The sequence below is a fragment of the Bacillus arachidis genome, from assembly GCF_030285945.1.
Classification (GTDB): Bacteria; Bacillota; Bacilli; order Bacillales; family Bacillaceae_G; genus Bacillus_A; species Bacillus_A arachidis.
Genome location: NZ_CP127376.1, coordinates 2,825,607 through 2,851,586, shown reverse-complemented (window position 1 = coordinate 2,851,586; position 25,980 = coordinate 2,825,607). Strand labels below are relative to the sequence as shown.

Below are 25,980 nucleotides of genomic sequence, written 5' to 3'. Positions count from 1 at the left end.
GGAGGGATTTCCTAATGGTTGATAATATTCCACAACTAATTCAAGAGCATAAACAATTTTTTCATAATGATTATACAAGAAGTCTTCAATTTCGTCTTGAACAATTAGAAAAATTAAAAAAATCTATTCAAAAATATGAAAATGAAGTGCTGAGTGCATTATATCAAGATTTACACAAAAGCGAATTTGAAGCGTATGCTGCAGAAATTGGTTTCGTCTTTAACAGTATCAATTTTATAATGAAATATCTAAAACGGTGGATGAAGCCTCAAAAAGTAAAAACACCTATGCATTTTTTACCTTCCAAAAGCTACATAATAAAAGAGCCATATGGTACAGTACTAATTATTGGACCTTTTAATTATCCATTCCAATCATTAATTGAACCTCTTATCGGGGCAATTGCGGGAGGAAATTGTGTAGTTCTCAAACCTTCAGAAAATGCTCCAAACGTTGCAGCTGTAATTAACAAAATAATAAGTGAAACGTTTGATAAGCAATATATTCGTGTAATTGAAGGGGACAGAGAAACAACTTCTTTATTGATTCATGCACCATTTGACTATATTTTTTTTACTGGTAGCGTTCAAGTCGGAAAAATTGTCATGGAAGCTGCGGCGAAAAATCTTGTACCAGTAACATTAGAACTTGGTGGAAAAGCACCAGCTATTGTCGATGAAACAGCTAACCTGGATATAGCAGCCAAACGTATTATCTGGGGGAAATTCATAAATGCTGGGCAATCTTGTATTGCACCTGATTATGTTATTGTACACAAATCTGTCAAGGGAAAACTGATTTCGAAAATGAAAGAAATCATCACAAGCTTTTATGGATCAGATGTATTAAAAAGCAATGATTACGGTCGAATTATTAATGAGAGACAATTCGATAGACTTATTTCTATATTAGAACAAGATCGAAATTATATAGTATTTGGTGGAAATTCATCTAGAAGTCATTTATATATTGAACCAACAATTCTTGAGGTAAATTCATGGGATGCTGCAGCTATGAAAGAAGAAATTTTCGGACCGATTTTACCAATTATGGATTACAATGATTTAGATGAAGTCATTCATATGGTTAACAACCAACCGAAACCGTTAGCTTTGTATGTGTTTACTGAAAATAAAAATGTTGAAAAACAGGTATTAGGGCGAATCTCTTTTGGAGGAGGGTGCGTCAACGATACAATGTCACATATGGCCAATCTACACTTACCTTTTGGTGGAGTAGGAAATGCAGGGTTCGGTGCCTATCATGGGAAACATAGTTTTGATGCTTTTACTCATCATAAAAGCATTTTAAAGAAAAGTTCAAGGGTAGAGTTAGGATTGGTATTTCCGCCCTATAGGAACAAAATTGAAATTTTGCGAAAGATTTTTAAGTAATACGCTCTGTTAAACATTACTGTTGATAGTAAAGAAGAAATCATAAAGGGAATCCAGGAGAATGGATTCCCTTTATCTTGTCAACCTAATCCATTGTATCCATGAGTGTATTGTACAAATAAAGAATCTAACGTAAGAACAAGTAGGTAAATGTAAATGAAGAGTAGGAAAAATATTAAAGTTCAGAAAAATGATAATATTTTCAAGTTATAGACAGTAAAAATATCGTAAAATGGTTGCAAGAGGAAGGGAGGGAGAAACGTATGATTAAGTGGATGCTAATTATGTTAATGATAGTGGCAGTAATAGTTGTTGGAACGATAGTGGTTGGAAAAAATGGGGATGAAAATTATGGTAAATCAACGAAAGGAAATATTACGAGACTTACAATGATTTACCTTTTGTTAGCAGTTGTTTTAATTGTTGGTCTAGGTTTATATATATATTTTAATGGATAAAGAATATGAAACACTGATATAAAACTTTCCTTTTAGGTGGAGAGAACATCTGTGGTCAGTGTTTCTTATACTCTTATCCCCTTATGCTATGTGCGCCCAAATGGAGGAAACGAGTGGGATTCTTTTTTTATTTTCATAGCCGTAGTTTACATATTGAAAAATCAAAATGAATATGTATATTTACTATAGAAATAATAGTGAATTGTTTTTTCTGAATACACCGATAAATTATAAAGGTATTTCATGGAGGTTTATGCGATTCTGAAAAATACAAAATCTTAAAATGTAAGTATGCTATAATAGAGATATAGTTTATTGGTAAATGAGGAAAGGATTGGATAAAATGATTGAAATTGTAAATGTATCAAAAAGTTACAATGGTTCTTCCTATGCTGTGAAAGATTTAAGTTTAACAGTACCGAGTGGAGAAATTTTTGGATTTTTAGGGCCGAATGGTGCTGGAAAATCAACAACAATTAAGATGGTAACAGGTATTCATGCAATAGATAAAGGAACAATTTTGGTCAACGGAAAAGATGTGACAAAAGAGCCTATGGAGGCAAAGCGAACATTTGGCTATGTTCCGGATAGTCCAGATATGTTTCTGCGATTAAAAGGGATAGAATATTTAAACTTTATGGCTGATATGTATGAGGTGCCAAATGCAATTAGGCAGGAAAAAATTCAATTTTTAGCAGAGAGATTCGATCTTTATAATGCTTTGTCAGATCAAATTCAAAGTTATTCACACGGAATGAGACAGAAGATTATTATTATTGGCGTACTTTTGCATGATCCGGATGTATGGATTTTAGATGAGCCAATGACAGGGCTTGATCCAAAATCAGCGTTTATTTTAAAACAGATGATGAGGGAGCATGCAGATAAAGGGAAAACAGTGTTTTTCTCAACACACGTGCTAGAAGTAGCCGAGAAATTATGTGATCGAGTAGCGATTATTAATAAGGGGAATTTGCAGTTCCAAGGTAATTTAAATGAAATGAGAGATCATTTTAAATCCAATGAATCACTTGAGAAAATGTTCTTGGAGATGACTGGAAATGAATAAAATTTGGACATTAACAAAAGTATTATTGAAATTAAATTATGCAGATGTCATAACGGATAAAAAGAAACGGTTGGCGTATGCATTTTCATTTTTAGCATTATTATTCGCTGGCTTTATATTTATCGGCCCACTTACATATGGGATGTATGTAGGAATGAAATCAATCGGACAAGAAACATCGATAATTGGAATGGGATTAGCTGTTGCGAGCATATGGGTATTTGTAATTAGTATTACGAACATTTTAACGGTATTTTATTATAATAATGATGTTGAAACTTTACTACCTTTACCACTACAACCATCACAAATTATTACGGCTAAATTTATTACTGTATTAATCACACAATATATAATGGGATCTTTCATTTTATTTCCAATCTTTATTGTATATGGTTTGCAAAGTGGCGCGCTTATTACATATTACTTATATGCACTATTAATTTACATATTTTTCCCTATTATTCCGTTAGTACTTGCATCACTCTTAATGACGGTTATTATGCGTTATACAAATATAGCTAAGAATAAAGATCGTAGCAATATGTTCATTGGGCTGTTAACTCTATTATTTATTGTAGGCATTAACGTGTTTATGCAATGGAGAAACAGAAGTGCAGTATCAGGAGATGCACTTGCAAATTACTTTGCTGATCATCAATCTTCCTTACTGGTTCAGATGACAAATTATTTTCCAACTACATACTTTGGTGCAATGGGGTTAATAGAGAATGCTTCTTGGAAAGGGATTATATACGTTGTGATTTTTGCAGCGATTTCTTTAGCGTTTTTCGGATTGTTTTTCTATGTTGCACAGCGTACGTATTTAAAAGGAGTTATTGGACTGTCAACGAGTACCGCAAAAAAAGAGGCCATCTCGGCAGAAAACTTAAAAAAATCAACTGTACAAAGCTCACACATAAAAGCTTATGTTAAAAAAGAGTTTAAAATTTTATTCCGTACACCACAATTTTTTATAAATTGTATTGTGCAAACTTTTGTTATGCCAATTATGCTATTCTTTATAATTTTCGTACAGGAGGGGAGCTTAAAATGGTTAACTAAGTTTATAGAAGAACCAAAATGGTCTGGGCTAGCTCTTGGCATAGGTTTCTGTGCAGGTTTATTCTTAATGGGAAGTAATGTTATTGCAACAACATCTTTTTCTAGGGATGGGAGTTCGTGGTTTGTCAATCGTTATTTACCAGTAAAGGCATCAGATATATTTTTTGCGAAAGTTTTTACAGCATGGCTTATAAATGTAACAATTTTAGCTGTGTTTGGTCTTATCATGACAATTGTTGCCGGTGTTTCACCACTCTTTATGTTGTTATGGTTTTTACTAAGTGCAAATGGTCTTTGGTTAACGAATTTAATCGGTACACGTTGGGACGCTCAAACGGCGGATATACATTGGGATTCAGAGCAGAAGTTATTTAAAAGCAGGTATACAACTCTATGGAATTTCCTTGCAAATATCGCGATGGATCTAGTAATCGTCGGTGGGGTTGTTGGATTATACTACTTCTTTGGAATCGGTATATGGGGCATGTTTAGTATTCTATTGATTGCGTTTATTATTATAAATGTAATAGTAACACGTAGTTTACAGTTAAGTGCAGAACGTATTCTAGCAAATATTAAATAAAAAAATGATAAATCCTCTGTATTCATGCAGGGGATTTATTTGTCAGAAATGCTATTTATGTTTTGAAATTATGAGAAGGCAAAATAGGGGGAGAAACAAGTGACGAAAATAGCAATTGTTACAGGAGCGACACGTTTAAATGGAATTGGAGCAGCGATTTGCACAGCACTTGCGCAAAAAGGTATCGATATATTTTTCACGTACTGGCCTAGGTATGATAAGGCAATGCCATGGAGCATGAATGATGAAGAACCATTTTTATTGAAAAGAGAAGTTGAAAATTATGGCGTTCGATGTGAAATGGCTGAGGTGAATTTAGCGCAGTCTTATTCCCCTAACCGTTTATTATATATGGTATCAGAACGATTAGGAGAGCCGTCTATTTTGATTAACAATGCTGCATATTCTACGGATACAAATGTTGAAGAGTTAGATGTAGAACAATTAGATAGACATTATACGGTAAATGTACGCGCTACGATGCTATTAAGTTCATTATTTATTAAAAATTATACGTTTGAAACGAGTGGAAATATTGTCAATCTTACATCTGGACAATCGCTAGGGCCAATGCCGAATGAGCTTGCTTATATAGCAACGAAAGGAGCGATTGAAGCTTTTACTACCTCAGTAGCACCAGTTGCGATGAAAAAGGGGATTACTGTGAATGCTGTTGATCCAGGACCGACCAATACAGGGTGGATGACTGAAGAAGTGCAAGCATATTTAGTAAACAAATTTCCGGCAGGTAGAATAGGGGAGCCAGTAGATGTAGCACGTTTAATAGCATTTTTAGTAAGTGAAGAAGCAAAATGGGTGACAGGACAAGTAATTCATTCAAATGGTGGGTTTTATTAATAAGAGAAGGTAGGTCGTTTTGGAATGTAGTTACTTTTATTGTATGTATCCGAAATATATATTCGAAAGTTATGGCTGATCAATATATCGAGGATTAATTTAAAAATAAAAACGATACTAAGAGATTTAGTGTCGTTTTTTAAAAATATCGTTTATAAGTAGGTGCCAAATGTTCCTATCTATTTGTAAATAACCCATGAGATAATCGCCTTACATGCTACATATAGTAACTCATTTTTTTATGAAGGTAATTATGAGGGATCTTATGCGGAAAATAAGGGGGGGCTTTGTAAGACTAGAGGCACCAAACAGGACATAAAAATAGGATTGCATAAAATTATCTTAAAATAATTAAAGAGCAAAACGGACAAACTCAAGTAGGTATGAATTTGTCCATTTATACCTTAATCAGTTTCCTTTAAACTTAGTTTTTACTCTTTGGTTGAACTGGATAATTCAACAGATTTTTGAGTGCAACGTTTCATAGCTGAGATGATGGCCGTTCTTAAGCCTTTTTCCTCTAATGTTGCTACAGCCTCTATTGTCGTTCCACCTGGAGAACAAACCATATCTTTCAATGTGCCTGGATGTATTCCTGTCTCCAGTACCATTTTTGCAGAACCTAATACAGCTTGTGCTGCAAATTTATACGCTTGAGCTCTTGGCATACCATCTAGTACAGCAGCATCCGCCATGGCTTCTATAAACATATACACATATGCAGGAGAAGAGCCACTTACAGATGTTACAACATCCATTAATTTTTCATTTACTATCTCTGTTTGACCAAAACTATTAAATATCTCTAGTATATCTTCTAAATCTTTTTCTGTAACCATTTCATTAGAACATAACGCAGACATGCCTTCTCCAACAAGGGCTGGTGTATTAGGCATTACTCTAACAACCTTTAACTTTCTGCCGAAAGCATCCTCAGTACTCTTAATACTTTTTCCTGCAGCAATAGTTACGATTATTACATCGTTTTTTATCTTCTCTTTTATTTGGTTAATTACTGATGAGTATAGGTCTGGTTTGATTGATAAAATTAAAATATCAGCATTGTTAGCTACTTCATTGTTGTCAGTAGTTGTAGTTATGCCATATTTATCACTAGTATTTTTTAAATTAATGACATTTAAATCTGAACAAATTATTTTATCTGAAGAAACTATATTTTTGTTAATCATGCCACCTATCATAGCGATACCCATGCTTCCGCATCCGATGAATCCTATTTGTTTGTTCATAATAACTCGCTCTTGCTCCTTTTATTATAAATTTTATTGGTTTAAAAATATTATTCTGAAAAAATAATGATATTCTGTGTAGAAGAAATAAACCGTATAAACTATATAGAGATTAGTATAAAAACACATTTTAAGAGAGTACACTATTTTTTGCAATACAAAAATATATAGAAATCACTCTTACTCTGCACTAAACAAGTACATTCTCTATAACTTAAATTTTTTTGTTATAAACTACTCCAAAACATTTTAAATCATTTTGGAGAATAGGGACGTATCACTATCTGTATGTTTAGACACGAATTACTCCTTTTGGTGTACGCTAAGAGATGTATGTTTAGAAAACTTTATGTTTATGAACAAGAGATAAAGTATAGTTATATCAACATTTTCTAGATATTGTGATGTTAATACAGTATGTACATAATTCAATGCTTAAAACTTGTTGCCTTCTTAATTTTCTAAAATATCTCTTGACACAAAAATACATTATATCGCATAATGTATAAAAAATTAAATTGAAAATCGTTGAAGGGAACTAGTACATATGTCTTCTGACGCAAGAGAGTGGAATTCGCTGGCTGAAAGATTCCTCGTATAGAAAGTATCGAACCTATCCCTGAGTCTTAAACGAAAGTTTAGGCGTACGCCTGCGTTACAGGCGCCAAGCGGATATATATTTTATATCAATGAAGGTGGTACCGCGGAACAATGACCGTTTCGTCCTTTTTTAAGGGCGGAACGGTCATTTTTATTTTGCTCTTTATTGCTAGATAGGCATCATTGGTGAAGGATTCTTTGCTGAAAATTGCATGTTATAGAAGCATATTTTGTTTTCATTTGAAAAAAAAGAGACGCACTTTACAAAAAAACTTTGATTTTAGACTAGGGGGTACAAAAGTGAAAAAACAACGAATTGTCGTAAAAATCGGAAGCAGTTCCTTGGCAGCTAATCATGGAGGCATCTCTAAAGAACAGCTTTCAGATCACGTTGCCGCCTTGGCGCGACTGAAGCAGGAAGGACATGAAATCTTGCTGGTTACATCTGGTGCCGTCGCTGCAGGTTTTTCCGCTCTCGGGTATCCCGGCCGACCTGTGACAATTAAAGGGAAACAGGCTGCCGCGGCTGTAGGGCAAAGTCTGTTAATGCAGGCGTATACGGAGGAATTCTGCAAATATGGGATCGTTACCTCGCAACTTTTGCTGACGAGAAGCGATTTTTCCAGAAAAGAACAATACAGCAATGCCTACGCCACTTTAGTGGAGTTACTAAATCGCTCCGCTCTTCCTATAATCAATGAAAACGATTCTATTTCTTTGGAGGAGCTAACGTTTGGTGATAATGACATGTTGTCAGCTTTAGTAAGTGGACTTGTTTCGGCGGATATGCTCATGATTTTTACGGATGTGAACGGTTTGTATGACCAGAACCCCCAGAAACATCCGGACGCGAAAAAATATTACTTTCTCCCTGAAGTTACGGAAGAAATCGCCACTCTTGCTGGAGATGCTGGCTCAAAACTTGGAACGGGCGGCATGAAATCGAAAATCGATGCAGCAAAGACGGCACTATCTCTCGGAGCGAGTGTATTCATCGGAACAGGACGTGGACGGGAGAAGTTTTTAGATGTTTTGAAGGGGAAAGGAGATGGAACGTATATCGGTAACGCTACTCCAAAAGTAATCAAGGTGAACAAGCAATGGATCGCATTACATTCGCTTGTCAGCGGACAAATCGAAGTGGATGCCGGAGCAGCCGCTGCCATCATACAGCATGGAAAAAGTCTTCTTCCTGCCGGTGTTACCAGTGTGTCAGGGTTCTTTCAAGCAGGCGAGGTCGTGGAGGTCATCACAGAGCAAGGACGCGTGATAGGAAAAGGACAGTGTAGATATAGTGCAGAGGAATTGCGGGATCTAAAAGGTATGCAGAGCCATGACATTCAAGCGCGAGGCGAAAGGCATAGCTATGAAGTTATTCATAGAGATAATTGGGTTTCACTTTAAGATCCCGAGAGGGATCTTAAAGTGAAGAACACAAGGTTTTCCGTCTTAAAAGGCGTTGTTTGTCTTTACTCGCTCTAAACTTCCGATTGATTCAACTAATATCTATGCAGAAGAGTCTTGGATGGTAGTGACAAGTTGGAGTAGTTAAACACGCCTCAAATTTTATACTTTTTAATTTTGAAAAGGAGGAAACGAAAATGAATGAAGTGTTGACAAAGGGACAAAAAGCAAAAGAGATTGCTGGAGAGCTTGTGACCAAATCGACTGATCAAAAAAATAAAGCACTGGCGGCTATCGCTGAGCAATTGATAGAAGAGACATCCTACATTTTGGAGGAGAACAAACGAGATATCGAACAAGGCAAAGCGAAAGGAATGTCTGCCTCTCTCCTCGATCGTCTTATGCTGAACGAACAGCGCATCATTGATATGACAGCGGGAATCAGACAGCTGATTGATTTGCGCGATCCTGTCGGAGAATGTGTAGCTACATGGGAACGGCCGAATGGATTGTCTATTCGGGAGATGCGCGTGCCACTCGGTGTTGTGGGGATGATTTACGAGGCGCGGCCGAACGTGACGGTGGATGCGGCTACAATTTGCTTGAAAACAGGCAACGCAGTGATCTTGAGAGGTAGTTCTTCCGCCGCTTATTCCAATAAAGCAATTGTTGCTGTGATTCACCGGGCGCTCAAACAAACGAGCTTGCCTCCAGAGAGTGTACAGCTCATTGAAGACACGTCACGAGATAGCGCAAAACAGTTATTTACATTGAACGAATACTTGGATGTTCTTATTCCAAGAGGTGGCAAGCAGTTGATAGATACTGTAGTGAGAGAAGCATCTGTTCCTGTATTGGAAACAGGTGCGGGAAATTGTCACATTTTCATTGATGAAACAGCGAATAAACAGATGGCATTCGATATTATCGTAAACGCCAAAACACAGCGTCCGTCTGTATGCAATGCTATTGAAACAATTATACTTCATGAGAATTGGGCGCAGCGATTTGGTACCGAGCTGTTTTCTTTCTTGAAGGAAAGAGGAGTGGAGCTACGTGGGGATAAGGAAGTGTTAGAAATTGATTCTTCTCTTGTACCCGCTTCAGAAGAAGACTGGGAAACAGAATTTTTGTCTCTCACGTTGGCAGTCAAAATGGTTTCCTCTGTTGAAGAAGCGATTACCCACATCAATACTTATGGATCCATGCATTCCGAAGCGATCATTACAGAGAACGAGGAAAACGTCAGCAAGTTTTTCACGTCCGTCGATGCCGCGGCGCTCTATCATAATGCCTCGACCCGCTTTACTGACGGCTTTGAATTTGGCTTCGGTGCGGAAATCGGCATCAGCACGCAAAAGCTGCATGTTAGGGGACCGATGGGTCTGTCTGCATTGACTTCTACAAAATATGTGATTCGTGGGAATGGACAGATTCGGAGGTAAGAAGTATTTCATCTATGAATGTAACAAGGGAAACGATTTCTTTTTCTTACCAACCGAGCAACAGGCAATTGAAAAATTAAGCGCGTTGAAGTAGAAGATGGAAAGGTTATACTAAGCTCCGTAGATGCAGAGTAAAGTAAGTAGTATTCTAGGCTAATCATTTAATAAATAGTCTTCTCTATTTATCTATATTTACATTTTTTGTAATCTCTTATTATGTATATATTGATTTAAGTGGATTTTCCAAGGGATAATAACACAATAAATTGGCCTAATTTCTTAATTCGCATAATTTTCAAATATGTAATCTTAGAATGTTAATATTTGTTATATAATGAACTTGTCAAACCATTATCTCAATAGTTTTCCTGCTATGTCTGTTAAGATAGTTTGCTGTAGCCATATTAAAATTATCTCAAAAAGAACTTGTAGATTCCTACGAGTTCTTTTTGTTTTTCTATTTTGATCACACTCTTTTTTTAGAGTCATAGTATCAGTATGTCCAAGATTTAGAAATTACACGTAACTATCTTAAAGTTTTTGCGTCTATATGAATTTTTAAATATTTAAAAAATTATTTTATAAGAAACTGTACTTTTTAGTGAGTTTCTGTACTTTTGATTATAAATTAAAGATACGTTTCTGTTAGTTTAGATTTGAAAGCGCTTCAAAGGGTGGTTTTTGAAATTTTTACTTAGCCTAGATTCTTTTACTTACAGGCCATTTATATAGATTATTAGTGAAAAAGGGGGTAAATCCATGTTATTAAGAAAATTAGCAAAAAATCATTTAATCACTATCGATTACTATCAGAGTGGATTTTTACAAACATGTAAGGGACAAGTTTGTAACCTTGATTTGCACCAACAAACACTTGTTTTAATAAATGAACAGCAAAAGGTCTTCTCTATATGTTTATCTGATATTAAGGAAATCTATTAATGATTTTCTTTATCCATAGAGGAAAATAGAAATGAAGATTCCTGAGATACTGTAAAATTGGCAATATATTTTTTATGTAAACAAAGTATTTAAATGAAGGTTCTGTAGCAAAAATTTGAAGACAAGTGAAGGGCAGTATATCTACTGATATTATGCGCTGATTTAGAGGGGAATACCAGGGCAGTCGAGTGCTTTTCAAAGAAGCGTTAATTATAAATTAAAGACTATATACTGGAACAAACACGAAAGTGTTTATAATCGTTTGAGTTTTCTGGTAATTTTGTTTATATTTCTGTGCAAATAATAAAAAGAGACAAAAAGGATCTATATAAGTCCAATTTAAAAACCTGGCATATGAAACAAGCATGATGGTGCAGCCACATTTCTGGATAAAAACTATTTTTTTGCGGGAGGAGCTAGAGCATCCACGTGTAAAAGCATTAGGTCTTTCAAGATGTCAGCTATGCAGTTATATATTATGAATATTCGTATAAACGAGGAAATACCATTTTTATAGAAAACTTTTGTCTTTGCTGCATGTGAATATGAAACGAGGTTATTTATGTCAGAAAATAAAGGTGATTTTACATAGATTAGGGGATATGGAATTTTGATATGAGGTGATGATATGGAACAATTGTTGGTGGATTTAGTCGGATCAACGAATGATTTTTTATGGTCTAAATTGTTAATTATTATGCTTGTTGTTTGCGGAATTTATTTCACATTTAAATCGAAATTTGTACAGTTTCGGATGCTAAAGGAAATGGTCCGTGTGTTAATGGAAGGGAAGAATGGTTCTAAAGACGAAATTTCACCGTTTCAGGCGTTCTGTATTGGTATGGCTGCTCGCGTTGGAACAGGAAATATCACAGGAATTGCGATTGCGATTGCACTAGGCGGTCCTGGAGCGGTATTTTGGATGTGGGTTATTTCTATTGTTAGCTCAGCATCTAGCTTTGTTGAAAGTACATTAGCACAAATATATAAAGTAAAAGATAAAGCGGGTTTCCGCGGCGGTCCATCTTATTATATGGAAAAAGGATTAAACAAACGTTGGATGGGAATAATATTCTCTATTTTAATTACGATTACTTTCGGTTTTGTATTTAATTCTGTCCAATCAAATACTGTTACAATTGCTTTTGAGAATGCATTTGGTACAGATCGTTTAACTTTAGGAATTATTATGGCAATTGCTTTCGCTGGGATTATCTTTGGCGGTGTGCAGCGTATTGCAAAAATGGCTGAATACAAAGTAATGTTTCTAGCAGTGTTATACATTGGTATTGCATTATTTGTTATCATTACAAATATCACAAAAATGCCGGAAGTTCTTTCTCTTATTGTTCAAAACGCATTTGGCTTTAAACAAATAGCAGGCGGTTCAATCGGAGCAGCGCTCATGCATGGGGTTAAACGTGGTTTATTCTCGAATGAAGCTGGTATGGGAAGTGCGCCAAACGTTGCCGCAACTGCAACAACAAGTCATCCGGTGAAACAAGGACTTATTCAAGCACTTGGCGTATTAACGGATACACTGATTGTTTGTACAAGCACAGCATTTATTATTTTACTTTCTGATGCATACAAACAACCAGAGTTAAATGGTATTGCACTTACACAAGCAGCATTAAGTGAACATGTCGGCTCTTGGGCATCAGGGTGTCTTGCTATCTTTATTTTCCTATTTGGATTCGGTGCGTTAATTGGTAACTATTATTACGGAGAAACAAATATTCGATTCTTAAAAAATAGTAAAGTATGGTTGATGGTATACCGAATCGGCGTGTTAGCGATGATTGTATTCGGTTCTGTTGCAAAGATCCAACTTGTATGGGATTTAGCGGATTTATTTATGGGCTTTATGGTTATTATAAATTTAATTGCTATTACTTTACTTTCAAAAGTGACCTTTGCTGCGTTACAGGATTACATGAAACAGAAAAAAGCTGGTAAAGATCCTATTTTTTATAAAGACAGCATTAAAGGGCTTGAAAACATTGAATGTTGGGAGCATTATCAGGACACTTCAACTTCAAAAAAGAAAAGTATGTAACAAAAAAGATATTCGGACTGTAATATGTCTGAATATCTTTCTTGGTTCTTATGCAAATAGTATTGATTATAATAAAGAAAAAATTATTCTATATAAAGTTAATAAGACGGAGGAATATGGTTAAATGATAAAGGAGTATAGCGTTCAGGTTGAGAGTCAAGAAAAAGCTTACTTAGATCAATGGGTAACTCATTATCGATCCTATGCTACTAAAGGACAAAGCGCCAGTTATATTCCAGCTTTGGGAAAGGTAAATTTATCGCAATTAGGTATTTGTATAGTAGAGCCAGATGGAACAATGATAAAGTCAGGGGATTGGGAGGTACCTTTCACCTTGCAAAGTATATCAAAAGTAATCGCCTTTATAGCTGCTTGTTTAAGTCGCGGTATTTCTTATGTATTAGAGCGGGTTGATGTAGAGCCAACTGGAGATGCCTTCAATTCGATTATTCGTTTAGAAATGCATAAACCAGGAAAGCCCTTTAATCCTATGATTAATGCTGGAGCGATTACGGTAGCCTCGCTTCTGTCAGGAACATCGGCGCAAGAAAAATTAGAATCTCTATACGCATTAATCGAAAAAATGATAGGGAAGCGTCCCGCCATTAATGAAAAAGTGTTTCAATCAGAATGGCAAACAGCCCATCGAAATAGAGCTTTAGCATACTATTTAAAGGAGAATGGTTTTTTAGAATCAGATGTGGAGGAGGCACTAGAGGTTTACTTGAAACAATGTTCGATAGAAATAAATACAGAGGATATTGCTTTAATAGGGCTTATACTTGCACATGATGGATATCATCCTATACGTAAAGAACAAGTCATCCCAAAAGAGGTTGCTAGATTAACAAAAGCTTTAATGCTTACTTGTGGAATGTACAATGCTTCTGGCAAATTTGCTGCTTTCATTGGGCTACCAGCTAAAAGTGGGGTGTCTGGAGGGATTATGGCACTCGTCCCCTCAAGGGCCAGGAGGGAGCTACCGTTTCAAGATGGATGTGGCATTGGTATTTATGGACCAGCTATTGATGACTATGGGAATAGTTTACCAGGGGTTATGTTATTGGAACATATTGCACAAGAATGGGATTTAGGTATATTCTAAAAAGTATCATGGATGTTTTGATGTCAGAGCGAATACAAAAATGTTCAGACCGTATAATGTGTCTGAACATTTTTGTGTTACATAGCATCTTCCTGTTTTAAAGTAGAAGAATATCAAGAGCACTCGCAATGTGCAATACTTTCGTTTATATCTTATTAATAGTTTTTTTTGAAAAATAGAGTAAGTGTTGTATTAATGGTAATAGATTTGTATACTGACTGTTAGGCGAAAGTGAGAAGTGATTATTTTGAATCTTAGTAATTTAGTAAAAAAAGACATCTATATTCTGGTTTTGATGGTATTTACAGTACCCTTAGTAGGTGAAATAAAGTCTTTTCCCCTAAATGAGACATTTCGAATGAGCTTTGGTGCACCAACATTTTTCTTTTTTTTGTTATTATTTCGGCGAGTGCCAGCATTTTTTCCGGGTTTTTTAACAGCAATAGTGGTTGTAGCATTTCGGATCTTGATGGACGTCATCACAAAGGGGAATATGGATTGGATAGATTCTTTTCATATCCAGTATCCTAGTTTTTTCTTTTACTTTACTTATTCTTGTCTCTTTTACTTAGCGAAAGTAGAACGCTTTCATCATCAACCATTGATGATTGGATTTATTGGCTGCATTATTGAAATATTATCAGACTGTGTGGAATTAATGATTCAATATTTCGTATTAAAAACAACTATAACGCCAGAGGCAATAAATGAGATAATCGTTATCGCATTTTCCCACAGTTTTATAGTTTTAAGCTTTTTCAATATGATGAAACTGTATGAAGCGCAGTCAAGGGAGAGACACATAAAAAAACAAAATGAACACATGCTTATGCTCATCTCCAATTTATATGAAGATGCTGTTCATTTAAAAAAAACGTTGCAAGATGCTGAAAATATAACGAAGAAATCCTATGATTTGTACAAAAATTTAGATTCTTTAGATAACGAGAGGGTGGGCTTTCAGATTGAGGATTTACGGCAGCAGGCATTGAAAATTGCTGGTGAAGTCCATGACGTTAAAAAGGATAACCAACGCATTTTTGCTGGACTTTCAAAGCTGATTTCTGATGAAAGTTTTACAGATTATATGTCCGTATATGAACTGGTAAACATCATTGTACGAGCAAACGAGAAATACGCCCGGTTACTAAAGAAAGACATCCAATTTGTGTATAAGATTGACGGTGTGCATCCTCACTATCATGTTTACGTAATTTTATCAATTATAAACAATGTCGTTGCAAACGCTGTAGAAGCTATTCAAGATATGGGAACCATCACAATTGACATTAACAAAGACTACCATTTCGTTGAATTTCGAATAGGGGATAATGGTCCCGGTATTTCTTCAAAGTATAAAGATTCAATTTTTGAACCTGGGTTTACTTCTAAATATGATGATGCAGGTAACCCATCAACAGGTATCGGATTATCGTATGTCAAAGAAATGGTCGAACAACTTGAAGGTGTTGTTACATTTGAGGACAGAACCGAAGAAAAAGGATCGATTTTTAAAATTAGATTAGGGATTGATCATATAGTTGCGAAAGGGTGATTCTATGTATTTTTATATAGTAGATGATGAGAAAGCGGTTCGCTCAATGTTGGCTCAAATTATCGAGGAAGCGGATCTTGGGGAGGTTGTAGGAGAAGCTGAGGATGGCTCATTGTTAGATCAACAAACGCTAATCTTGAAAAATATAGACATTTTATTTATCGATTTGTTAATGCCGATTCAAGATGGAATAAAAACAATTCGTCAAATAAAACCGTTGTTTAAAGGGAAAATCATCATGGTTTCTCAAGTAGAGTCAAAAGAATTGATTGCTGAAGCATATTCGCTTGGTGTTGAGTACTATATTATTAAACCGATTAACCGGATTGAAGTATTAACAGTCGTTCAGAAAGTCATTGAACGAATCCGATTGGAAAAATCGATAAAAAATATTCAAGAATCGCTCAATATGGTACTTAAATTGGATAGTGATCAAAGTACACAGGAAAAATACCGTAATGAAAAGCATATAAGTACTTCAAATCATTTTCGAAACTCCATACATTTTCTTCTATCCGAATTAGGGATAGCTAGTGAAAGCGGAAGTAAAGATTTAATGGATATGCTGGATTATTTATATAAATATGAACAAGATAAAACGCTGGAACAAGGGTTTCCCTCTCTAAAAGAGGTTTTTTTGAATTTAGCCCAAAAAAGACTTGGAGAATTAGCTGAAGAGGCCGAATTAAAAAGGTCGATTGAAGCCTCCAAACAACGGATCCGGAGGGCAATTTACCAATCACTAAACCACTTAGCATCCCTTGGACTTGCTGATTTTTTAAACCCGAAGTTCGAAAATTACGCTTCTAGGTTTTTTGATTTTACAACTGTAAGGAGAAAGATGACAGAGTTGAATAATGAGCAAACATTACCTACTCGTATCGATACGAAAAAGTTTATTCAGGTTCTGTATTTTGAAGCAAAACGGATACATTTGGAACTGAAATGACGAACTCTTGCTAATTCTTAAACTCGAATGCTGGATTTATCATTGTTTTTTATCGTTTTCCGACATTCATCTCTCTCCTCAAAAATGTGCATCAATTTTAGGTGGGAGATAAATATCGCGGTAAGCGTGAGCCTACGCATGTTCGTATACTAGGCATTATTTACTAATTCATTTGGAATATTGTAAAAGGTGTTAAGTTGTTAAAGAGTGCTTAATATAAAAAGGGCAGCCGAAATTTGCGACTGCCCTTTTTATTAAAAATCTTTATTTATGGTTATCTTCAAGAGGTTCCAGAACGTTCGATGGCAGCTGATTAGTTGGAGCTAATCCAGATCCTTCACTTGCTGTTTGAAGTGATTGTAATTTTAGAATTACACCTGCCTCTGTAGCAATTTCGTCCTCTTTTACTCGATGGCTTGATTTAGATGCATTTTCATTCGCTTTCTCCATTTTACATCCCTCCTTATTACATGTAGATATACAAGCAACATAATTACAAAAGTGTTTTTCAGTATAGTACTTATTATTCATTTGTAACATTGAATAATATACATGTAGTAGCTATTTGATTTTTTGAATTTATTGTTTCTACTGCGAAATGATGAAAAATGTCTTGATCCCCTTTAAAATTCCACTTAAATACAAACTCACCATTGAAATGTAGAAGTAAAAACGCACCCGATAATAGAATTATTTTCTTCTAATATCCCATTAATAATTCATAATTTTATTATGTTAACAAAAATGTTGAGAAATAATAGGAAGCGTGAAATATTTTATGAATTTATTTTTTGTGCAAAATAAATGGATTGTCAGAAAAAGGGGACTTTTGGTAGTGGAATTATTATTGTAAAGCTATAAGTAATTTTCCCATTACTCCGTATAGGGCAATATATTCCTCTGTGTTTCCTGGGAATAACTGTATACAAAATGCGTTATACAGAGTAAAAAAGCTCGAATTTTAAAGTTTAATGCATAATCGCTTGTCGTATAAATATAAGGATTTCTGTCGGAAAGATGATAGTTAGAACAAAAAGGGATTTTTATAGATAAATAGAATCGTAAAGAGGAGGATAAAAATGTAAATATAGGAGGCTTTATTATGAAAATAAAAAAAATAACCATTGCATCACTAGCAATTGGTACAATGCTCTCCATTACAGCTTGTAGTCCCTCTGCAGAAAAAGATCAAGTGAAAAAGGAACAAACGAACGCACAAGAAGAAGCAAAAACAACGAATGCTGATGAAACTTCTGCAACGAAAAATGATGAGAAAGAAACAAACACATCTACTAATGAAAAAACAGAGAAAGATCAAAAGAATTCCAAAGAATCGTCTGGAACGGAGAATAACGCTAAATCTACGAACCAAACTTCAAATGGGAAAACGACAGAAAAAGAAACAAATACTAAAACAAACGAGCAAACGACAAGTGGAAAAACTGCAACGAAAGATACAAATAAAAGTGTAGCTGTGAAAGCAAATGTAAAAGCAGTTGCGCAGCTTATCGACAGCTTGGATAAACAATTAGCTGCAAACCCTAAGTTAGATACAGTGAATCAACTAGGGAAGCAAATAAATGAAAAATGGGATGTAATTGAAAAAGAGTTAGAAGCAACACATCCAACTGATTATAAAACGATTGGACAAAGTATGTATCCTTTAATTGTTGCGACTGAAAAAGAGAAAATAGATGTGAAACGAATCAAATCATTAACGACGAAAACAAAGCAAGATTTAAATCAGCTTTTAAATAAACTTTCATAAATTATGAAATAGTGATTTCTGTGCAAAAGGAGAAACAATATCGGTTTCTTCTTTTATTTAGTAAGTGTCAAATATTCCTCACCCACAATTTGTAAATAACCCATGAGATAATCTCCTTACATACTACAACTGAAAATGGAGTGGAAGCTCTTAACTATGCTATTAAAGCTGGTTTCATTTGGGCAGCTAATGAGGTGAATTATAAAATGACTAGCAAAGGGACTAGAGTTTATATAGGAAACTGGAATATGGTTAGACCCATTCAAATATACGGTAGATAAATTTAATATTTTACAGAAAAATCTCACCCTCAAATCCTATGTTAATAGGGCACCTTAATGGTGTCTTTTCTTTATTTATTAAAGGACCTGCTCAATTAGTTCGTAACAACATAAAATAAACCGAATCCGTTACATGTGAACCCCTATGTTTTTTCCCTCTTACTTAAAGGAGGAACTATTATGGGCTTTGGTGGTAGTTGTGGAGGTTGCGGCTTTGCTGGAGGATTTGCATTACTCGTTGTACTCTTCATATTATTAATCATTGTTGGAGCGGCTTGCTTCTGCTAAAAAACAATTAGAAAAGGCACTCATGAGAGTGTCTTTTCTTTATTGAGTACCGCTACCCATCAATTTAAGAAATTGGTTGTTTCCCAAAACGAAAAAAGTGAGCTGAATTCTGATAAATAACTGTAGAGATATAGAATTTTTGTTTTGGAGCTATTTCAAAATCTTAGCTTGATGGCGATGAGGCGGGGCACCTTAGAGCGGTAAATAGATCTAGTGATTATACTATTCAAAAAATGTAAAAAAAGTAAATCCTAAAACAAGGAGAAAATCAAAACTGATAAAATAAAATTATTGTGGTTGTCCGAATTACCATTTTTCGGATAATGATGTGTTGTTGTATATTCATAATTAATAAAATAATAAGAAATAAGGGGTTGTTATGGAAACAAAGATTATGAAGTCAAAGAAAAAAATTGATTCAAAATCTCTTTTGGCTTTGGGATTATTGATTATTTCCGGGATTATGTATCAATTTATAGGGGTTGTTTTAGGGGATAATATACCTAAACTATTAGGAATGATTCTTGAGGCTTTATGGAATCTCATATTATGTGGAATTATAGGATACTATTTTTTAGGTAAAATATCGTTAGAGCAATTTAAACATTTTAATTTTAAGACATTAATATTTTTTTTAAAACAAGAGTAACGTCAAGAAAATACTGACTTGATACGCACTCTTTATTTATTTCTATCCCGAGTATAGTTTGAAAGGTCTTCAAGAAGATCAATTGTTAGTAGAAAGTCAGCATCTAAGACTAGTTTTGGATGCCTAGAAGATGGAGTACATGTATATGCAGATGTAGTAAAAATTAAGTTTAGGCAGAGCTGGTTTTAATTTTCAACAAGTGAAGAACGAAATTTTATGTAGACAAAAAGGTATACCATAAATATATTATGTAAACCAAATCGTACTTATAGGTAAAAGACTATTTATAAATAGTGGCCCACCTTTTGGTAAGCTGTTCTCTTTTGAGGTACCCGCATTGAAAAAAGCTTATACTCGTTGAAGAGTGAACCATTGTTCTATCTATTCATATTATTCGTATGATATTAATAAATAGAACGAATTGGAGGAAGTTTAATGAAAGCAATTGTGTACACAAAGTACGGTCCCCCCGATGTTCTTCAACTGAAAGAGGTAGAGAAACCTGTTCCTGAGAAAAATGAAATACTGATCAAAATAAAAGCGACAACTGTAACAGCAGGAGATATTCGATCACGGAGTTTTACGGTTCCTCGTTCTGTTTGGTTACCTGCTCGAATCACGCTCGGTTTTAGTCAACCTAAAAAACAAATATTAGGAATGGAGTTAGCTGGAGAAGTTGAGTTAGTAGGGAAAGAGGTCAAGCGGTTTAAGGAAGGAGACCAAGTTTTTGCGGCCACCCAAGTGGGTTTTGGTTCTTATGCCGAGTATATTTGTCTACCTGAAGATGGGCCGGTATCTATTAAGCCCTCCAATATAACATATGAGGAAGCTGCTGCTATTCCAATTGGGGCACGTACAGCCTTGTTTTTTCTTAGAAAAGCTAACGTTCAGAGTGGTCAAAATGTTCTTGTATATGGAGCTTCGGGGAGTGTAGGAAGTTATGCTGTACAGCTTTCAAAATATTTCGGAGCAAAAGTTACAGGAGTGTGCAGTAACGCAAATTTAGAATTGGTAAAATCTCTTGGAGCCGACAAGGTAATTGATTACACTGCAAAAGATTTTTCTACTACAGACGAGACTTATGATGTGATTTTTGAAGCGGTAAACAAGAGCTTGTTTTCAGATTGTATCAAGTTGTTAAAGCAGGACGGTACCTATATAAATGTCGTTGAACCGTTGCCAAGTGTTCGAATGCTATGGACTAAATTGACAAGCAACAAGAAGCTAATATTAGGTCAAAATTCACCTGAAACTTTCGAAGCATTAGAATTCCTGAAAGAACTTGTTGAGATGGGTAGGATAAAAGCGGTCATTGACAAGTACTATGCGTTTGAAGAGATTGTGGAAGCTCATAGATATGTTGAGAAAGGGCATAAGAAGGGAAATGTAGTTATAAATATGGAACAAAACAACAAATCCTAATTAATGAAGAACGCTCCGAGCTGAATAACAATTTTTTGTATAAGAAAAAGGCATAAGTTGATAGAATTAACAAAGATGTAAGCAGAGGGAGAGGCTTGCATCTTTTTTTTATTTTGTATCAAACCAATCAAACCTTTCTATCGTTACCTTAAATATAAATAAAAAATTGAAGGAGGAGTCAGTATGAAAGCATGGCAATGTATTGTGTCCATATTAGTGAGCTTTTTTTTATTAACAGCGTGTAATAGCGATAAGAAAGAAGATGTTCAAAGTAAGAAAACGAGTGGAGAAAACGTGAGTGAAGTTAGTAGTAATAAAAACGAATCTCCTAGTTTACAATTATTAGAGAACGATAAGGTTGGAAAATACTTAGCAGATTCAAACGGAAAAACACTCTATTATTTTGCAAAAGACACATCTAAGGTAAGTAATTGTAGTGGTGACTGTGTAAAACTTTGGCCGCCATTTGTTGCGAAAGATTTTGAAGTGCCAAAAGGATTTGATAGAAAAGACTTTGCTACGATAACAAGAGAGGATACGAAGGAACAACAAGTAACGTATAAAGGCTACCCCCTCTATTATTTTGCTAATGATAAATCAAAAGGAGATATAAATGGACAAGGGGTTAAAGATATATGGTTTGTACTGAATGGTGAAACTACATTTAAACAGTAATAGAAAGCACGCCGAATAGGGCGCATGCCAGCGAATAGTGAGATAAATATTCTGTTAAAAGGAGCGACCAATGTTGTTGGTGGTTCCTATTTTTCTATTTGAATTATATAATTAATTTAGAATTATCAGAAAAAGAAAAACAATAGGGAGTGCAGGTGAGAATGAAAGAAAAAAATGATTATGAGTTAATGCAATTAGTACAAAGAAACTATCGTCCTGCATTAGAAGAACTATATGAACGATATATTAAGTTGATATATAGCTTCACTTTTAAATTTTTCCAAGGGAATGAGGACAAAACAAAAGAAGTTGTTCAATTAATTTTCTTGAAACTTTGGACAACTAAAAGTATGTATAATCCTTCAAAAGGTGATTTCGTAAATTGGATACTTACTATTACAAGGAATATATGTATTGATTATGTCCGAAAAGAAAATAAAGAACTTATGTATAGAAACTTTAATAATCTTTATGATTCTGAAAAACATATGCATATAGCAGATTCAGAAAATCAAATCGAGAAAAGGATGCACAGTGTTGAAATTCAAAAGGCAAAGCAGAATTTGTCTACGTCTCAAAAAAGATTAATCGACTTGCTATATTGGAAAGGTTATTCCCTTAGTGAGATTGCTAAAATGGAAGATGAACCATTGGGAACCACTAAAAGTCGTCTTCATCAATCTTTAAAGCAATTAAAAAAATATCTAGAATAGAGGGGATAGTATGGAGAGAGAATGTGAGCATTTATTATCCTATGTTACGAATACATTTGATGATAGAGAACAAAGAGCGTTTCAAGAACATTTAAAGACATGCCCCAAATGTCAAACTGAGTATCCAGCAATGCAGGTAGCTTGGGAAGCAATGCATTTCGATTTTGAAGAGAGAGAAGTACCAGAAACATTAAAAGCTGAAGTGTTTGATTTTATATTTGTTCGCGAACAAACGAATAGAGATAACAGAGTAACAGCGAAATTGAAAGAATGGACGGTTTTGCTAAAAAAACAATTTACACCGTTGGCAACAGTATTACTAGGAACAATGTTAGTGACTACAGTAGCAGTAACAATCGAAAATTCGCAATTAAAAATACAATCTTTAGCTAAGGATGAATTAAGCAGTGATCCAATGAAAGTAATCTCTACTCGTCCATTAGTATCAATCGATCAAAATCATGAAAATACAAAAGGGTATGTATTTGTTATGCAACAAGGAGATAAGAAAAAATTAGTTGTACAAGCTGATCATTTGCCACAAGTAAACAAATCAGAAGTGTATCAAGTTTGGTTATTAAAAGATGGAGAAAGAAAAAACGCTGGAATATTTAAACCGGATGAAACTGGATCAGGACTTCTGACATATGAAATTGCACAAAAACAGTCCTTTGATAACATTGGTATTACACTTGAACCAGATTCGAATAGTACGAAACCACTTGGTAAAAAAGTACTAGGAACTTAAAATATTGATATGACAATAAAAAGCAGAGCGAATTCATGTGCGAATTGTTCTGCTTTTATATGTGTTTGTATAGTTGCGGGTATTTCGAAAGAGAACGGCTTAACCTTTTAATTGGCTGCTTTTTTATAAATAATCCTTTAATGTTCCATCTTCAATACAAGATAGGGGGAGGTTTATTTCGGTACCTTCCTTCATATTACGTAAAACAATGGTTTCCGTAGAAATTTCAGTTTCACCAATAATAAGCACGTAAGGAATATTCTCTTTATTTGCGTAATTAAGAGCTCGCTTTAATTTACGGCCGGCAAGTTCCAGTTCAACTTTGAAGGTACTTTTAGAACGCAAAAGTTGTGTGATTCGTAAACATTCTACTTCGGTGTTAATAGGAATAATGAAAATATCGACAGAAGCAGATTCCGTTTCTTTTTGCGTAAGAGCTGTATAAATAACATCCAAGCCAAAGGAAATCCCTACTGTTGGATAGGATGTATTATCGTTACGAAAAGCCCCAATTATATTATCATAACGTCCGCCACTACCAATGCTCGAAGTAATGCTTCCATCTGCTAAAAAGATTTCATAAACTGTGCCTGTATACATAGTAAGTCCTCTTGCTAAGAATGGATTAAACACAGCATTGTCTTGGATATCAAGTGCGAGTAAATATTGCTGTAATTGCTTTAGTTCATTGATTCCCTCTATAACAAGTGAGTTTAAGAAAGTTTGGTTAAATTCATCAATTTCTAATGTCATACAAGATTCAACAGTATGACAAACTACCTCTACAGTATCATTTGTTATCCCACGGCTTTGTAAATCCTTTCGTACGCCATCAACCCCAATTTTCTCAAGTTTATCTAATGATAAAATAACATCGTTTGTTTGTTCGTCTGGAATTTCAATCGATTGAAGGATACCTGTTAATAACTTACGATTATTATATTGAATGGTAACATCTAAGTTTAAAGTTTTGAAAAGATCAAATGCCATGGCCATTAATTCAGCTTCAGCAATAACAGATTCTACGCCGACTATATCAACGTCACACTGAATAAATTCACGAAACCTTCCTTGTTTTATCGGTCCATCACGAAAGACCTTTCCAATTTCATAGCGTTTAAAGGGAAGCCTGATATCTGGGTTCATTGCTACTACTTTTGCAAATGGAATCGTTAAATCATACCGAAGTGCGAGTTCACGATTTCCTTGATCACGTAGTGTGTACATCTCTTTTAAAATTTCAGCACCGCCTCCATATTTATAAGCCATCAGTTCATACATATTTAATGTAGGTGTTTCAAGTGGTTTACAGCCATATCGTTCAAAAGTCTCTTCACAAGCGCATTTAATTTTGTTTCTAAGCAACTGTTCCGCGGGTAAATAATCTTTTGTTCCTTTTACATTTCTTACATCCATTTAAATCACTCCTTTTATAAAATAAAAAAAGCTATGCAGGTATAAAAATACCCACATAGCTTTATGAACGCTTCGTGGGTAACAGGAAAAGCCCTGTACCCACGAAGAAAAAATTCTTCGGATACACGGCGTTATATATGATGATGAAGTTGGAAAGAAGTACAATTCAACATATTGGGTCTCTCCTTAAGTTTTTTCAAAATTATAACAAATGATTTTTGAGATAGCAATGCTTTTTGAAAACAAAAATGAGATTAACGAATGAATTAATCTTATATAAACAGTGTGAGTGATATGTTTGTCATTCCTTGTTAGAGAATAGTAAAGTAAGTTACAATATTTATGTAGTGGAAATTATATTTCCACCGTCTACATCTCAATTTATATATTACATAGTACATATAGATTTATTACAGGAGGGTTTTAGCACAATGGAATACAAAACGAATGTAATGCGGTTGTTAGATAAGAAGAAAGTTAATTATAAACATTATAGCTATGCGGATACTGATGCTATTAGTGGAATAGATGTTGCCTTGGTATTAGGACAATCTCCCAATCAAGTATTTAAAACGCTAGTTACTATAGGGAAATCAGGAAAACACTATGTTTTTGTTGTACCTGTCAGTGAAGAGTTGGATTTGAAAAAAGCTGCTGCAAGCATTCGTGAAAAATCAATAAGCATGTTGAAATCAAAAGATTTACTCTCGCTTACTGGTTATATTCATGGGGGTTGTTCACCGATTGGGATGAAAAAATATTTTCCTACCGTTATTGATAATAGTGCTATGGAGCTAGATACAATAATCTTTAGTGCTGGGAAGATAGGATATCAAGTTGAAATAGAACTAGATGAATTGAAAAAAATGATTCGTTTTGAACTACACGACATTGTAGTTAAGTAGTATATTACTAATTCCGGTGATCGAGTTGGAGACATAATAGATCCGTGTATTGAAATGTAATAAAAAAGAGCCATTTGGCTCTTTTTTATTATTTTATTGAGAAGGTCTGTTCTTCTTAACGAAGTAAAGGTAGTGGGGCTAGGTACTAGGATTTAATTCGTATTATTTTTGAATTTCGGTATCTTTTTAATACTTTCGGTTCCCATAAGACTGCCAATAAATGCAATTAATGCACTTGAAGAAATAAATTTAACTATATAAAAAATTCCTGTTCCAGTAACTAAATCTAAGATTAAAAACCTTTTTATAGTTGAGCCTTTTATTATATGAATAACAATTTGATCGTTTTTCCTATTCAACATTGTCACACCCTTATCCT

General features: G+C 34.6%; 23 protein-coding genes, 2 pseudogenes and 1 other annotated feature. Of the genes and pseudogenes, 21 read left to right on the top strand and 4 right to left on the bottom strand.

What is annotated here, in order from left to right:
* Positions 1-14 precede the first annotated feature (14 nt).
* The 5 genes from QRY57_RS16240 to QRY57_RS16220 all read left to right on the top strand — a co-directional run bounded on the left by QRY57_RS16240 (position 15) and on the right by QRY57_RS16220 (position 5,427).
* Positions 15-1,394, top strand: a complete 1,380-nt coding sequence (locus QRY57_RS16240) for an aldehyde dehydrogenase (RefSeq protein ID WP_286015568.1) — start codon at positions 15-17, stop codon at positions 1,392-1,394.
* Positions 1,395-1,657: 263 nt separating this feature from the next.
* Positions 1,658-1,852 (top strand): hypothetical protein, encoded by a 195-nt coding sequence (locus tag QRY57_RS16235; RefSeq protein WP_026592311.1) that lies wholly within the window; start codon positions 1,658-1,660, stop codon positions 1,850-1,852.
* Positions 1,853-2,195: 343 nt separating this feature from the next.
* Positions 2,196-2,921 (top strand): ABC transporter ATP-binding protein, encoded by a 726-nt coding sequence (locus tag QRY57_RS16230; RefSeq protein ID WP_090690577.1) that lies wholly within the window; start codon positions 2,196-2,198, stop codon positions 2,919-2,921.
* A complete protein-coding gene (locus tag QRY57_RS16225; protein ID WP_286015567.1) occupies positions 2,914-4,569 on the top strand; it encodes a putative ABC transporter permease subunit in 1,656 nt (551 codons plus the stop codon). Before QRY57_RS16230 ends, QRY57_RS16225 begins: the two co-directional genes overlap by 8 nt.
* A 99-nt stretch (positions 4,570-4,668) precedes the next feature.
* On the top strand, positions 4,669-5,427 hold the full coding sequence (locus QRY57_RS16220; protein ID WP_286015566.1) for an SDR family oxidoreductase: 759 nt from the start codon (positions 4,669-4,671) through the stop codon (positions 5,425-5,427).
* Positions 5,428-5,858: 431 nt separating this feature from the next.
* Here QRY57_RS16220 and proC read toward each other — a convergent pair whose 3' ends face one another.
* The gene (gene proC, locus QRY57_RS16215) at positions 5,859-6,677 is read right to left on the bottom strand and encodes a pyrroline-5-carboxylate reductase (RefSeq protein ID WP_286015565.1); all 819 of its coding nucleotides are present in this window, start codon (positions 6,675-6,677) and stop codon (positions 5,859-5,861) included.
* 519 nt (positions 6,678-7,196) lie between these two features.
* Positions 7,197-7,408, top strand: a binding site (T-box leader).
* Between the two features lie 169 nt (positions 7,409-7,577).
* On the opposite strand from proC, the gene proB reads away from it, so the two are divergent.
* From proB to QRY57_RS16175, 8 genes and pseudogenes are all read left to right on the top strand, one after another.
* Positions 7,578-8,681, top strand: a complete 1,104-nt coding sequence (gene proB / locus QRY57_RS16210; RefSeq protein ID WP_208019077.1) for a glutamate 5-kinase — start codon at positions 7,578-7,580, stop codon at positions 8,679-8,681.
* 197 nt (positions 8,682-8,878) lie between these two features.
* Positions 8,879-10,126 (top strand): glutamate-5-semialdehyde dehydrogenase, encoded by a 1,248-nt coding sequence (locus QRY57_RS16205; protein WP_286015564.1) that lies wholly within the window; start codon positions 8,879-8,881, stop codon positions 10,124-10,126.
* 1 nt (position 10,127) lies between these two features.
* Positions 10,128-10,220: pseudogene (locus QRY57_RS16200) on the top strand (DUF4180 domain-containing protein); the annotation flags it as partial.
* Positions 10,221-10,885: 665 nt separating this feature from the next.
* Positions 10,886-11,068 carry a YolD-like family protein gene (locus tag QRY57_RS16195; RefSeq protein ID WP_286015563.1) on the top strand — a complete coding sequence of 61 codons (183 nt, stop codon included), beginning with the start codon at positions 10,886-10,888 and terminating at the stop codon, positions 11,066-11,068.
* A gap of 628 nt (positions 11,069-11,696) precedes the next feature.
* The gene (locus QRY57_RS16190) at positions 11,697-13,127 is read left to right on the top strand and encodes an alanine/glycine:cation symporter family protein (protein ID WP_286015562.1); all 1,431 of its coding nucleotides are present in this window, start codon (positions 11,697-11,699) and stop codon (positions 13,125-13,127) included.
* Between the two features lie 124 nt (positions 13,128-13,251).
* On the top strand, positions 13,252-14,232 hold the full coding sequence (locus tag QRY57_RS16185; RefSeq protein WP_090690558.1) for a glutaminase: 981 nt from the start codon (positions 13,252-13,254) through the stop codon (positions 14,230-14,232).
* Positions 14,233-14,470: 238 nt separating this feature from the next.
* Complete coding sequence (locus QRY57_RS16180) at positions 14,471-15,787, top strand: sensor histidine kinase (protein WP_286015561.1); 1,317 nt, start codon at positions 14,471-14,473, stop codon at positions 15,785-15,787.
* Between the two features lie 4 nt (positions 15,788-15,791).
* Positions 15,792-16,736: a response regulator gene (locus tag QRY57_RS16175; protein ID WP_286015560.1), complete on the top strand. Its 945-nt coding sequence runs from the start codon at positions 15,792-15,794 to the stop codon at positions 16,734-16,736.
* A gap of 264 nt (positions 16,737-17,000) precedes the next feature.
* Here the strand turns inward: QRY57_RS16175 and QRY57_RS16170 are convergent, their stop codons facing one another.
* The gene (locus QRY57_RS16170) at positions 17,001-17,186 is read right to left on the bottom strand and encodes a flagellin (RefSeq protein ID WP_286015559.1); all 186 of its coding nucleotides are present in this window, start codon (positions 17,184-17,186) and stop codon (positions 17,001-17,003) included.
* Between the two features lie 652 nt (positions 17,187-17,838).
* Between QRY57_RS16170 and QRY57_RS16165 the strand changes: the two genes are divergently transcribed.
* The 7 genes and pseudogenes from QRY57_RS16165 to QRY57_RS16135 all read left to right on the top strand — a co-directional run bounded on the left by QRY57_RS16165 (position 17,839) and on the right by QRY57_RS16135 (position 23,280).
* Positions 17,839-18,504, top strand: a complete 666-nt coding sequence (locus tag QRY57_RS16165) for a hypothetical protein (protein WP_026592324.1) — start codon at positions 17,839-17,841, stop codon at positions 18,502-18,504.
* A gap of 461 nt (positions 18,505-18,965) precedes the next feature.
* Positions 18,966-19,073, top strand: coding sequence for a YjcZ family sporulation protein (locus tag QRY57_RS16160; RefSeq protein ID WP_000505670.1), 108 nt, complete (start codon positions 18,966-18,968; stop codon positions 19,071-19,073).
* Positions 19,074-19,452: 379 nt separating this feature from the next.
* Positions 19,453-19,704 (top strand): annotated as a pseudogene (locus QRY57_RS16155) (CPBP family intramembrane glutamic endopeptidase); the annotation flags it as partial.
* A 453-nt stretch (positions 19,705-20,157) separates the two neighbouring features.
* The gene (locus QRY57_RS16150; RefSeq protein WP_286015558.1) at positions 20,158-21,144 is read left to right on the top strand and encodes an NAD(P)-dependent alcohol dehydrogenase; all 987 of its coding nucleotides are present in this window, start codon (positions 20,158-20,160) and stop codon (positions 21,142-21,144) included.
* Between the two features lie 183 nt (positions 21,145-21,327).
* Positions 21,328-21,819: a COG4315 family predicted lipoprotein gene (locus tag QRY57_RS16145; RefSeq protein WP_026592327.1), complete on the top strand. Its 492-nt coding sequence runs from the start codon at positions 21,328-21,330 to the stop codon at positions 21,817-21,819.
* A 161-nt stretch (positions 21,820-21,980) separates the two neighbouring features.
* Positions 21,981-22,532, top strand: coding sequence for an RNA polymerase sigma factor (locus QRY57_RS16140; RefSeq protein ID WP_026592328.1), 552 nt, complete (start codon positions 21,981-21,983; stop codon positions 22,530-22,532).
* Between the two features lie 10 nt (positions 22,533-22,542).
* Positions 22,543-23,280, top strand: coding sequence for an anti-sigma factor (locus QRY57_RS16135; protein ID WP_286015557.1), 738 nt, complete (start codon positions 22,543-22,545; stop codon positions 23,278-23,280).
* 123 nt (positions 23,281-23,403) lie between these two features.
* Here the strand turns inward: QRY57_RS16135 and QRY57_RS16130 are convergent, their stop codons facing one another.
* Positions 23,404-24,696 carry a histidine--tRNA ligase gene (locus tag QRY57_RS16130; protein ID WP_286015556.1) on the bottom strand — a complete coding sequence of 431 codons (1,293 nt, stop codon included), beginning with the start codon at positions 24,694-24,696 and terminating at the stop codon, positions 23,404-23,406.
* A 431-nt stretch (positions 24,697-25,127) separates the two neighbouring features.
* Here QRY57_RS16130 and ybaK point away from each other — a divergent pair, with 431 nt between their 5' ends.
* Entirely contained in the window at positions 25,128-25,601 is a 474-nt protein-coding gene (ybaK, locus tag QRY57_RS16125) for a Cys-tRNA(Pro) deacylase (RefSeq protein WP_090690538.1), read from the top strand.
* Between the two features lie 152 nt (positions 25,602-25,753).
* Here ybaK and QRY57_RS16120 read toward each other — a convergent pair whose 3' ends face one another.
* The gene (locus QRY57_RS16120) at positions 25,754-25,963 is read right to left on the bottom strand and encodes a hypothetical protein (RefSeq protein WP_243765387.1); all 210 of its coding nucleotides are present in this window, start codon (positions 25,961-25,963) and stop codon (positions 25,754-25,756) included.
* Positions 25,964-25,980: the final 17 nt, after the last annotated feature.

Coding starts and splice junctions, on each gene's coding strand:
- QRY57_RS16240 (WP_286015568.1), top strand. CDS start 15: ATGGTTGATAATATTCCACAACTAATTCAAGAGCATAAACAATTTTTT.
- QRY57_RS16235 (WP_026592311.1), top strand. CDS start 1,658: ATGATTAAGTGGATGCTAATTATGTTAATGATAGTGGCAGTAATAGTT.
- QRY57_RS16230 (WP_090690577.1), top strand. CDS start 2,196: ATGATTGAAATTGTAAATGTATCAAAAAGTTACAATGGTTCTTCCTAT.
- QRY57_RS16225 (WP_286015567.1), top strand. CDS start 2,914: ATGAATAAAATTTGGACATTAACAAAAGTATTATTGAAATTAAATTAT.
- proC (WP_286015565.1), bottom strand. CDS start 6,677: ATGAACAAACAAATAGGATTCATCGGATGCGGAAGCATGGGTATCGCT.
- QRY57_RS16205 (WP_286015564.1), top strand. CDS start 8,879: ATGAATGAAGTGTTGACAAAGGGACAAAAAGCAAAAGAGATTGCTGGA.
- QRY57_RS16195 (WP_286015563.1), top strand. CDS start 10,886: ATGTTATTAAGAAAATTAGCAAAAAATCATTTAATCACTATCGATTAC.
- QRY57_RS16190 (WP_286015562.1), top strand. CDS start 11,697: ATGGAACAATTGTTGGTGGATTTAGTCGGATCAACGAATGATTTTTTA.
- QRY57_RS16185 (WP_090690558.1), top strand. CDS start 13,252: ATGATAAAGGAGTATAGCGTTCAGGTTGAGAGTCAAGAAAAAGCTTAC.
- QRY57_RS16175 (WP_286015560.1), top strand. CDS start 15,792: ATGTATTTTTATATAGTAGATGATGAGAAAGCGGTTCGCTCAATGTTG.
- QRY57_RS16170 (WP_286015559.1), bottom strand. CDS start 17,186: ATGGAGAAAGCGAATGAAAATGCATCTAAATCAAGCCATCGAGTAAAA.
- QRY57_RS16165 (WP_026592324.1), top strand. CDS start 17,839: ATGAAAATAAAAAAAATAACCATTGCATCACTAGCAATTGGTACAATG.
- QRY57_RS16160 (WP_000505670.1), top strand. CDS start 18,966: ATGGGCTTTGGTGGTAGTTGTGGAGGTTGCGGCTTTGCTGGAGGATTT.
- QRY57_RS16150 (WP_286015558.1), top strand. CDS start 20,158: ATGAAAGCAATTGTGTACACAAAGTACGGTCCCCCCGATGTTCTTCAA.
- QRY57_RS16145 (WP_026592327.1), top strand. CDS start 21,328: ATGAAAGCATGGCAATGTATTGTGTCCATATTAGTGAGCTTTTTTTTA.
- QRY57_RS16140 (WP_026592328.1), top strand. CDS start 21,981: ATGAAAGAAAAAAATGATTATGAGTTAATGCAATTAGTACAAAGAAAC.
- QRY57_RS16135 (WP_286015557.1), top strand. CDS start 22,543: ATGGAGAGAGAATGTGAGCATTTATTATCCTATGTTACGAATACATTT.
- QRY57_RS16130 (WP_286015556.1), bottom strand. CDS start 24,696: ATGGATGTAAGAAATGTAAAAGGAACAAAAGATTATTTACCCGCGGAA.
- ybaK (WP_090690538.1), top strand. CDS start 25,128: ATGGAATACAAAACGAATGTAATGCGGTTGTTAGATAAGAAGAAAGTT.
- QRY57_RS16120 (WP_243765387.1), bottom strand. CDS start 25,963: ATGTTGAATAGGAAAAACGATCAAATTGTTATTCATATAATAAAAGGC.